A 9,807-nucleotide genomic window follows, 5' to 3' on the forward strand; every position below is an offset into this window, starting at 1 on the left:
GGGGGCCGGGGGGGGGGGGGCCCCCCCCCCCCCGGCGCTTGGCCCCTCCCCCCCCCCCCCCCCCCCCCCCCCGCGCCCCCCCCACCCCCCCCCCCCCCCGCGGGCGGCCCCCCCCGCCCCCCCCCCCCCCCCCCCCCCCCCCAAAAAATAAATATTACTCCCCCCCCCCCCCGGGGGGGGGGGGGGGGCGCCCCCCCCCCCCTCGCTCGTGTCCGCGTCCGGAATTGCGTCTATTTCTTTTCGGCAAAATTCCGGGCGGTGATTTGGTGAATTGCGTTTGTGTGACAGATGATGCGTTGGCACCTCTGGTGACAGTTCTGGCTCGTGTTCGACATGTTTGTGTTCCATGAGATGGTCCCCTCGCCCGAATGCTCGCGGCGGCGGGCACGGTTGAGAGGCAGCGAACCTGTGAAGCGGATTATCGGTTGGGCAGCACGCGTGACGGCGCTGGTGGCGGTGGCCGGATTCGGCACCATGGCCCCGGCGATGGCCGAGCCCCTTTTCCCGGGTGGCCCCGACGTTCCCGGCGTCGGTTCGATCGTGCCGACGGCCTCGCCGTGCCCCGTGGTCGAGGCCAGGGCGTGCATGCGGCTGTCGACGAACGAGGCGTGGCTGGTCGACAACGGGCGCGTGGTCTTCGGCCCGACCCCGATCTCGCACGGCATGCCCGGATTCGAGACCCCGCCCGCGGTGACCCGGATTTCCTTCAAGCGGGAGTTCCACTGGAGCACGATGCACGACGCCCCGATGCGCTGGGCCACCTTCTTCAACGGTGACATGGCATTCCATGTGGGCCCGGTGAACTCGCAGTCGCACGGTTGTGTGCGGATGACCGAGGACGGCGCGCACCGATTCTTCGATTACCTGAACCCGGGCGACATCACCCAGGTGATCGTGTAGGAATCGTCATGTGCGTAAGTGGTTGATCGGCGGGGCCGCTGCCCTCGCGATAGTGCTGGCAGTGGCCGCCGGGCTGTATGTCCTGATGAATTCGCGGACCTATCAGCTGGCGGGCAGGCTCGTCGACCGGGTCGAGACCGACGAGAAACTCGTCGCGCTCACCTTCGACGACGGCCCCACCGAACGCACCCCCGAGATTCTGCGCACGCTCGCCGAATTGCGGGTCACCGGCACCTTCTATCTGGTCGGTGACGATCTGGCCGCCCACCCGGAACACGGTGCGGCGATCGCGGCCGCCGGGCACGAGATCGGCAATCACACCTACACCCACCGCCGCATGGTGCTGATCTCCGGTGACACCGCGCGCGACGAGGTCGAACGCACCGATGCCGAGATCCGCCGTACCGGCTACCAGGGCCCGATCACCTTCCGTCCGCCGTACGGCAAAAAGCTGTGGTCGCTGCCGCGCTACCTCTCCGAGCACGACCGCACCACCGTCACCTGGGATGTCGAGCCGGATTCCGCCGGCGGCGCCACCCGCGACGCGATCGTCACCGACACCCTCGCCCAGACCCGCCCCGGCTCGATCGTGCTGCTGCACGTGATGCACGGTGGCGAGTCCGCGGCCGCCCTGCCCGCCGTCGTCGAGGGCCTACGCGCCGAGGGCTACCAGTTCACCACCGTCTCCGACCTGCTGAAACGCGCGAAATAGCGGGTCAGCTGGTCGGCGTGGCCGCCCGGTGGTAGTTCGCCTGCGCCGCGCGGACGGTGTCCATATTGGTCTCCAGCACCACGATCAGCGATTCCAGTCGCTCGGCCACCTGGGCGCCGAGTTCGGTCAGGGTGTATTCCACCCGGGGCGGAATGGCTTCGAGTACCTCGCGATGCACCATGCCGTCGCGTTCGAGCGTCTGCAGGGTCTGCGACAGCATGCGCTCGCTCACGCCGTCGACGCGCCTGCGTAGCGCGCTGAACCGGTACGGCCCCTCGCGTAGCGCCACCAGTGCCAGCACGCCCCATCGGCTGGCGACGTTCTGCAGGACCGGCCGCGAGGTGCAGTTCCGAGCGAAGACGTCGGCTTCCAGCGCCTGATCGTCGTCGGTCGACGGTGGCCGCGTGTTCATGCTCCCGATCGTACCCCCCTTGACCAGAGTGCCTGCGGAATGCATAGTGCTTACTAATAGTTAGTGCTAGAGAATCAGTACAGAACCCTGGAGGAAGAATCATGACCGTTGCGGTGACCGGAGCGAGTGGACAACTGGGCAGGCTCGTCGTCGAGGCCCTGCTGACAGCGGGTGAGCGGCCGGTGGCGATCGTGCGCGATCCCGCCAAGGTCGCCGACCTGGCCGAACGCGGTGCGCTGGTGCGCCAGGCCGCCTACGACGATCCAGCCGCGCTCGACGCCGCGCTGGCGGGTGTCGACCGGGTGCTGCTGATCTCGGGCAACGAGTTCGGCGCCCGGGTAGCCCAGCACACCAATGTCATCCGGGCCGCCGAGCGCGCGGGTGTCGAGTTGCTCGCCTACACCAGCATCCCGGCCGCGCGGGACAACCGGATGATCCTCGCGGGCGAACACCGCGGCACCGAGGAGGTGCTCGCCACCGCGACGGTGCCGACGGTCCTGCTGCGCAACAGCTGGTACTGGGAGAACTACGCGGCGGGCGCGGCGCACGCCGTCGAGACCGGGGTGCTCGCCGGTGCCTCGGCCGACGGCAAGGTCTCCGGCGCCCCGCGCGCCGACTACGCCGCCGCGGCCGCCGCCGTGCTCACCACCGACGGCCACGCGGGTCGCGTCTACGAGCTCGGCGGTGACGACGCGCTGACCGGCGCGGACATCGCCGCGGTGCTCGCCGAGGTCACCGGCAAGCCGGTGCGCTACGAGAACCTGGCCGAAGCCGATTACGCCGCCGTCCTCGGTCAGGCCGGGCTGCCCGAACCTGTCGCGGCCGCACTGGCCGACGCCGATTCCGGAATCGCCGAAGGCCTGCTCGAGGTGCGCACCGGCGATCTGGCCAAGCTGATCGGCCGCCCGGTGACCCCGCCCGCCGAGGCGTTCCGCGCGATCCTGGGCTGAGTTCGGGGGTGGGCGGACGGGCGGCGGTGTGGCAGAGTTCGGGTGTGGCTTCCGAAACTCCCCGTCGACGCGCGCACTCCTACCTGAGTGGGCTGCTGTTCGTGATGGGCGCCCTGCATTTCGTCGCGCCCAAGCCGTTCGACGGCATCGTGCCGCCCCAGCTGCCCGGCGACCCGCGGACCTACACCTACGGGTCCGGGGTCGCCGAGCTGGGCGTGGCGACGGCGCTGGCCGTGCCGCGCACCCGCCGCCTCGGCGGGTGGCTGGCGGCGGCGCTGTTCGTCGGGGTGTTCCCGGCGAACATCCAGATGGCGGTCGACGTCGTCAAGAACCCGAAGTCGCCCGGCCTGTTCAAGGCCGGTGTCTTGGCGCGCCTGCCGCTGCAGATCCCGCTGATCGTCGCCGCGCTGCGGATCGCGCGCCGCTGATCACACCCACTGCACGAGCTGGATGACGATCCCGTTCGGGTCGGTCATCTGGAAGTAGCGCTCGCCCCACTCCTCCGTCTCGATCGGTGTCTCGATCGGGACGCCCGCGGCGCGCAGGCGCTCGTATTCGGCGTCGATGTCGTCGACGGTGAACACCACGAGCGTGCCGGCCCCGGCGCTGCCCGCGATCCGCGCCGGTTTGAACGTGCCGAGGCCGGTGCGCAGGAAGATGACGTTCATTCCGGCATCGGGCCTGGCCAGGGAGACGAATCCGTCGGCGGCCATCTGCTCGGCGAAGCCGAGATGGTCGATGAGGAATCGCGCCGAGGCCGTCGGGTCGGCGACATTGAGCGAAATGGCTGAGCCGGTGATCTGCATGCGGTCTCCTCGCTGGCGTTAACTCCGTACTTTGTACGCTCTAAACGATGGCGCGAGAACGCCGGTTCCGCTCTATGACCTACGTCACTGGAAGGAGTCGCGGTCGATCCGCAGCGTGGTGATGGTGGCGGCCAGTCCCTCGTACTGATTGACCAGCAGCACGATCTCGATCAGCCGGCGCTCGTCGTAGTGCGCGGCGAGCTCGGCCCAGGCCGCGTCGTCGACGTCCCTGCCGCGGACGAGCTGATCGGTGACGGTGAGCAGGGCGCGCTGGCGCGGCGTCCAGCCCTCGGCGTCCGGGCCCGCGCCGACCCGATCGATCTCCACGGCGGTGAGCCCGGCCTTGCGGCCGAGGCGGCGATGATGATCGGTCTCGTAGGCGCACTCCCGCAGGTGCGCGACGCGCAGGATCACCAGCTCGGCCTCGGCGCGGGGCAGCCGCCCGCCGGGCATGAGCTTGCCGGAGAAATGCAGCCAGCCGCGGAACAGTCCGCCGGTGCGGCCGAGTGTGCTGAACAGATGCGCGTCGTCGGTGCCGGACGCGCGGGAGAGCACCTGCCAGACAACCCAGTTGATCGGCCCGAGCTCACCGAAGCGCCCGGGTGAAATACGTGGTCGGCCCGCGGACTCCATGCGTCGGAGCGTACTCGCCGGTATCGAATTTCGGAGCGGACTCCCGCAGTCGTGCCGGTTTTCTTGGTTTCCAGTGGTTTTCGCACCGCTGGCGCGTCATGATCGGTGGGTACCGCAGCGCGCAGCGGCGGTGTGAGGACGCAGCACTGGTAGGGGAACACAAGCACATGCTGGTTCGGATCAGGCCGGGGCCGGAGCTCACCGGTGCCGAGCGGGAGTTCGTCGATTGCCTGCGCGCGTATCCGAGCACGGGGCTCGCGCTGGTCGATTGCCAGGTGGGTGATCGACGACTCGGAGCGGTGGTGGTGACGCCGCGGGGGATCACGGTCATCGAGGTGAAGGGGTTCCGGCGACGGCAGAGCGGCCTGCTCTCGCTGACCGCGGGGACGTGGACGATCAGCGACAATCCGCTGGAACTGGCCGGTGATCCGGCGGCCGGACTCACCGATCAGGTCGAACACGGCGTGCACGCGGTGCGCGTGGCGCTGGAACAGGCTCTCCAGGACAGCAGGCACGTCAGCGGCGCGGTGGTGCTGGTTCCCTATCGGGGCGTGGTGGTGCGCCCGGCGCGCACGGCGCTGCGGCCCGGGCTGGACGTGCTGGTCGCCAATACCGTCGACGCGCACGAACTGCGGGTCTACCTGGAGGGATTCTCCGCGGGCCCGCGCGAATGGACCATCGACCGGGTGCTCAACACCTGCACCGCGCTGGGGGTCGCCGACCTGGCGCCCGCGAAGGCCGAACTCGCCGAGGACGGTTTCGACGGCAACCGTCCGGCTCCCGCGCCGATTCGGGCGCAGCCGCGCAGGTTCACCGAACCGGTCACGGCACCGCCGCCGGCCGAGCCGTCCCGGCGCGGGAAGCTGGTGGGCCCGATCGTGTTCGCGGCCGCCCTGCTCGGGGTGTTCGTGGTGTTCCTCGTGGTCGGCCAGGCCCTCCTGCGGGACGCGCCGACTCCGCGCTCCACCACCGAGACCACCACGACCACCCGCGTCATCGTGCCGACCACCCAGCGTCAGGTCGAGTGCTTCCCGTTCCAGACCGAGTGCTGATCAATCCCGCACGGCCCGACCGAGTTTGGTGAAGGCGATGGCGCGCTCCGCGCGGACCCGGACGTGCGCTCGGGAGGAGTCGAGATGCGCGGTGAGAGTGCGCAGCGCGCGGTCCCGCTCGCCGGCCAGTACCTGCTCGGCGATGATGATGTGCTCGGCGGTCATCGTCGCGATCCGTTCCGCGTTGGCCACGTCCATGGTGCGCACCGGGCGCACCCGCAGATGGACCGCCGACAGCGCCTCGGCGAGCGCCGAATTGCCCGCCGCCCGAAGCAGTTCGGTGTGGAAGCGCTCGTCCGCGGCCACCAGCTCGGGGCCGGGCTCCGGTGGCGTGTCCCGGTATCCGCGCCAGCGATCCAGCTCCGCGCGCACGACGGGCAGGTCGTGTGTCGTGGTCCGATGAAAACCGCGAGCCTCCAGCACGATTCGCAGCTCGAACAGCTCGTCGAGCTCCGCGAGGCGCAGGCGGTAGGGGTAGAGGCCGTCGGTGTGACGCTCGATCAGCCCGTCGGCTTGTAGCCGAGCCAGCGCCTCGCGCACGGGAGTGCGCGAGACGCCGTACCGCTGGGCCAGCCGTTCGGCGCGCAGCCGTTCGGTGGGCTGGATCGCCCCGATCGCGAGGTCGTCCCGCAGCGCCAGATAGACGCGCTCGGCCAGTGGCACTCGCCCGGCACGCTCGCTCCCGCCCGTGCCTTCGCCCGCCATGCGCCGGCCTGCGTTCAGATCGCCATCGCCGCGCGGACCGCGGATTCCGCGCCCGCCCCGCCCTCGCCCGACGAGCCGAGATGACCCGAATGCAGCACGTAGTAGTGCTGGGCGGCCTGCAGTGCGAAGCCGATGTGCTGCTCGACCAGCAGCACGCTGAGCCCACCGCGTTTGGTGAGGTCGATGATCGTGCGCTCGATCTCGGCCACCACCGAGGGCTGGACGCCCTCGGTGGGCTCGTCCAGGATCAGCAGTTTCGGTTCGGTGATCAGGGCGCGCGCGATCGCCAGCTGCTGGCGCTGGCCGCCGGAGAGCAGGCCGGCCTTCCTGGTCAGCAGCTCGCGCAGCGCGGGGAAGAGCGTGAGCGATTCCTCGATCAGCGCCTTGCCGCGCTTGCGCCCGTCGGCGACCACCTGGAGGTTCTCGGCGGTGGTCAGCTGCGGGAAGCTCTGCTGGCCCTGCGGCACATAGGCGATGCCACGCTTGACCCGTTGCGACGGAGCCAGTTTGGTGATGTTCTCGCCGTCGAAGGTGATCGTGCCCGACTTGGTCGGCAGCAGTCCGACGGCGGTGCGCAGCAGCGTGGTCTTGCCCGCGCCGTTGTGACCCATGATGGCCACGACGCTGTCGTCGGGCACGGTCAGGCTCAGCCCGTGGATCACCTCGGTGCGTCCGTAGCCGGAACGGACGTCGTGTAGTTCAAGCATCGGCCGACTCCCTGTCTGTCGTGTCCGCGGCCAGCGCCGCGGTGCCGAGGTAGACCTCCTGCACCTTCGGATCGGCCTGCACCTGTTCGACGCTGCCCTCACTGAGCACCTTGCCGCCCGCGAGAACGGTGACCGAGGTGGCGAAGGAGCGCATGAAGTCCATGTCGTGTTCGACCACGACGACCACGCGGTCACCGCCGATGCGGCGCAACAGGTTTCCGGTCTCCTCGCGTTCCTCGGCGCTCATGCCCGCGACCGGCTCGTCGAGCAGCAGCACCGAGGCGTTCTGCACCAGCAGCATGCCGATCTCGAGCCACTGCTTCTGCCCGTGCGCGAGCACACCGGCGGGCTTGTCCCGCAGCGCGGTGAGACCCGTTGTCTCCAGGGCCTCTTCGATGGCGGGCAGCACCGTCTTGCGTTTGCGCAGCAGGGTCAGTGCCGATCGGCCCGCGCCCGCGGCGATGTCGAGGTTCTGCAACACGGTGAGCTGCTCGAACACGCTGGCCGTCTGGAAGGTGCGGCCCACGCCGAGGCGGGCGATCTGGTGCACCTTCTTGCCGATCAGCTCGGTGCCCGATTTCTGCGCCGAGCCGGTGGCCGGGACCAGGCCGGTGATGGCGTCGATGAGCGTGGTCTTGCCCGCGCCGTTGGGTCCGATGAGGAATCGCAGATCGCCCTGCAGCACCGTCAGATCGACATCGGTGACGGCCTTGAAACCGTCGAAACTGACCGAGAGACCGCGGATCTCGAGGTAGTCGCTGTCCATGCCGGCATTGCCGCCCGCCTTGGGTTCGTGGGTCATCGCGCTTCCACCTTCTCCTCGGTGACGACCGTTTCCACGGGCGGCGCCGGCGCCGCGGGCTTGCGCCGGTCGTCGAGCCAGCCCTTCAGCAGCGGCCACAGCCCGGCCAGTCCGGCGGGAATGAACCCGACCACCACGATGAACAGCACGCCCTGCAAGTACGTCCAGCCGGACGGGAACGATTCCGACAGCGAGGTCTGCGCCCAGGCGACACCGATCGCGCCGAGGACGGGACCGAGCAAGGTGGTCCGGCCACCGATCGCGACACCGATCAGGAACGCGATGGACGGGACGACACCGATGTCGGCGGGCGAGATGATCCCGACGATCGGCGTGAACAGCGCGCCCGCGATGCCGGCCAGGAAGGCCGCGACCACATACGCGACGATCTTGATATTGGCCGGGTCGTACCCGAGGAAGCGCACCCGCTCCTCCGCGTCACGCACCGCGACCAGCAGTTCGCCGTAGCGGCTGTTGTTGAGCTGACGGATCAGCGCCACCACCACGAGCAGCGTGCCCGCCGCGATGAAGAACAGCATCTGCCGGTTGGCCGGATCCGACAGCTTGAAACCGAAGAACGACCGGAAGTCCGACAGCCCGGTGAAGCCGCCGATCGCCTGCTGGCCGGTGAGCAGGATGGCCAGCGCGGCGGCCAGCGCCTGGCTGAGGATCGCGAAGTACGCGCCACGCACCCGGCGCTTGAACACGCCGTACCCGAGCACGGCGGCGATCAGGCCGGGCAGCACCAGGATGCCGAGGATCGCCACCGGCGCCGAACTGAACGGCTGCCAGAACGTCGGCAGCTCACTGATGCCCGAGATCTCCATGAATTCGGGCACGTCGTTGCCGAGGCGCGCGGCGTCGGCCAGCTGCATGTGCATGGCCATGATGTAGGCGCCGATGCCGAAGAACACGCCCTGGCCGAGGGTGAGCATTCCGCCACGGCCCCAAGCCAATCCGATCCCCGCCGCGACGATGGCGAAGCACAGGAACTTGGCGAGCAGGTTGAGGCGGAAGTCGCTGAGTACCGCGGGCGCCACCGCGAACAGCAGGATCGCGGCCACGGCGAACCCGGCCAGCGGGGTCACCCGTGGGTAGGCGCGCAGACGTTCCATGAGTGCGGTCATGCCAAACTCCTTGTCCGCACGGTGAACAGGCCCTGCGGGCGGACCTGCAGGAAGATGACGATCAGCACGAACACGATCACCTTCGCGATGGACGCGGTGGTGGAGTATTCGATGAACGAGTTGAGCAGGCCGAGCGCGAACGCCGCGATCACCGTGCCCTTGATCTGGCCGAGTCCGCCGATCACGACCACCAGGAACGCGTCGATCAGGTAGCTCTGCCCGATCGTCGGGCTGGTCGAGCCGATCAACGTCAGCGCCACACCGGCGACGCCGGCCAGGCCCGATCCGATGAAGAACGTGCTGATATCGGTGAATCGCGAAGAGATACCCGAGGTCTCGGCGAGGCCGCGGTTCTGCACGACGGCCCTGATGCGCCGACCCATCGGGGTCGCCTTGAGCACCGCGGCCAGCGCGGTCACCGCGACGATCGCCAGCACCAGGATGAAGATGCGGGTCTTGGGCACCACCGCGCCGGCGATGGTGATACCGCCGCTGAGCCATTCGGGCACCAGCACGTTCTTGGCCGGCGCGCCGAAGATGTCGCGCGCGGCCTGCTGCAACACCAGCCCGACACCGAAGGTGACCAGCAGCGTGTCCAGCGGCCGGTCGTACATGTACCGGATCAGCCCCATCTCCAGGGCCGCGCCGAGCAGGCCGCCGATCAGGAAGCCGAGCAGCAACGAGACGACCAGCGAGACACCGGCCGAGGAGAAGACCTGTTGCACAACGTAGGTGGTGTAGCAACCGGCCATGATGAACTCGCCGTGCGCCATGTTGATGACGCCCATCTGGCCGAAGGTCAGCGCCAGGCCGAGCGCGGCGAGCAGAAGAATTGATCCGAGGCTCAACCCGGTGAAGAGCTGGCCGATGAGTACATCCATATGAGTTCCCTGCGATCGGTGACCACGAGCGGCCGACCTCGAGGAGGCCCGTTCGCGGCCGGGGGGGGGGGGGGGGGGGGGGGGGGGGGGGGGGCGGGGGGGGGGGGGGGGGGGGGGGGG

Annotated in this window: 13 protein-coding genes; 5 read left to right on the plus strand and 8 right to left on the minus strand. The window is 69.4% G+C overall.

Features of this window, described 5'->3' with window-relative positions:
- The first annotated feature begins 438 nt into the window (after positions 1–438).
- Entirely contained in the window at positions 439–900 is a 462-nt protein-coding gene (locus QH270_RS22850) for a L,D-transpeptidase (protein ID WP_280299955.1), read from the plus strand.
- A 10-nt stretch (positions 901–910) separates the two neighbouring features.
- The gene (locus QH270_RS22855; protein WP_280345985.1) at positions 911–1,612 is read left to right on the plus strand and encodes a polysaccharide deacetylase family protein; all 702 of its coding nucleotides are present in this window, start codon (positions 911–913) and stop codon (positions 1,610–1,612) included.
- 4 nt (positions 1,613–1,616) lie between these two features.
- Here QH270_RS22855 and QH270_RS22860 read toward each other — a convergent pair whose 3' ends face one another.
- Positions 1,617–2,024 (minus strand): winged helix-turn-helix transcriptional regulator, encoded by a 408-nt coding sequence (locus QH270_RS22860; RefSeq protein WP_280345987.1) that lies wholly within the window; start codon positions 2,022–2,024, stop codon positions 1,617–1,619.
- A gap of 101 nt (positions 2,025–2,125) precedes the next feature.
- On the opposite strand from QH270_RS22860, the gene QH270_RS22865 reads away from it, so the two are divergent.
- Both QH270_RS22865 and QH270_RS22870 read left to right on the plus strand, forming a co-directional pair.
- The gene (locus tag QH270_RS22865; RefSeq protein WP_280345989.1) at positions 2,126–2,974 is read left to right on the plus strand and encodes an NmrA family NAD(P)-binding protein; all 849 of its coding nucleotides are present in this window, start codon (positions 2,126–2,128) and stop codon (positions 2,972–2,974) included.
- 104 nt (positions 2,975–3,078) lie between these two features.
- Positions 3,079–3,402, plus strand: a complete 324-nt coding sequence (locus QH270_RS22870) for a DoxX family protein (protein WP_233001596.1) — start codon at positions 3,079–3,081, stop codon at positions 3,400–3,402.
- Here QH270_RS22870 and QH270_RS22875 read toward each other — a convergent pair whose 3' ends face one another.
- Positions 3,403–3,780, minus strand: a complete 378-nt coding sequence (locus QH270_RS22875; protein ID WP_280345991.1) for a VOC family protein — start codon at positions 3,778–3,780, stop codon at positions 3,403–3,405.
- Between the two features lie 84 nt (positions 3,781–3,864).
- Positions 3,865–4,413, minus strand: a complete 549-nt coding sequence (locus QH270_RS22880) for a carboxymuconolactone decarboxylase family protein (protein WP_280345993.1) — start codon at positions 4,411–4,413, stop codon at positions 3,865–3,867.
- A 167-nt stretch (positions 4,414–4,580) separates the two neighbouring features.
- On the opposite strand from QH270_RS22880, the gene QH270_RS22885 reads away from it, so the two are divergent.
- Entirely contained in the window at positions 4,581–5,465 is an 885-nt protein-coding gene (locus QH270_RS22885) for an NERD domain-containing protein (RefSeq protein ID WP_280345996.1), read from the plus strand.
- On the opposite strand, the gene QH270_RS22890 is transcribed toward QH270_RS22885, so the two are convergent.
- Genes QH270_RS22890 through urtB form a run of 5 tightly spaced genes read right to left on the minus strand, consistent with a single transcriptional unit; the run spans position 5,466 to position 9,687 of the window.
- Positions 5,466–6,170: a GntR family transcriptional regulator gene (locus QH270_RS22890; protein ID WP_280345998.1), complete on the minus strand. Its 705-nt coding sequence runs from the start codon at positions 6,168–6,170 to the stop codon at positions 5,466–5,468.
- 14 nt (positions 6,171–6,184) lie between these two features.
- Positions 6,185–6,877 (minus strand): urea ABC transporter ATP-binding subunit UrtE, encoded by a 693-nt coding sequence (urtE, locus tag QH270_RS22895; RefSeq protein WP_280346001.1) that lies wholly within the window; start codon positions 6,875–6,877, stop codon positions 6,185–6,187.
- Positions 6,870–7,679 (minus strand): urea ABC transporter ATP-binding protein UrtD, encoded by an 810-nt coding sequence (urtD, locus tag QH270_RS22900; RefSeq protein WP_280346003.1) that lies wholly within the window; start codon positions 7,677–7,679, stop codon positions 6,870–6,872. Before urtD ends, urtE begins: the two co-directional genes overlap by 8 nt.
- Positions 7,676–8,806, minus strand: a complete 1,131-nt coding sequence (gene urtC, locus QH270_RS22905; RefSeq protein ID WP_280346006.1) for an urea ABC transporter permease subunit UrtC — start codon at positions 8,804–8,806, stop codon at positions 7,676–7,678. The genes urtD and urtC overlap by 4 nt, the downstream gene beginning before the upstream one ends.
- Positions 8,803–9,687 (minus strand): urea ABC transporter permease subunit UrtB, encoded by an 885-nt coding sequence (urtB, locus tag QH270_RS22910; protein WP_189025298.1) that lies wholly within the window; start codon positions 9,685–9,687, stop codon positions 8,803–8,805. Before urtB ends, urtC begins: the two co-directional genes overlap by 4 nt.
- Positions 9,688–9,807 lie beyond the last annotated feature (120 nt).

This window comes from Nocardia neocaledoniensis (assembly GCF_029868625.1).
Taxonomy (GTDB): domain Bacteria; phylum Actinomycetota; class Actinomycetes; order Mycobacteriales; family Mycobacteriaceae; genus Nocardia; species Nocardia neocaledoniensis_A.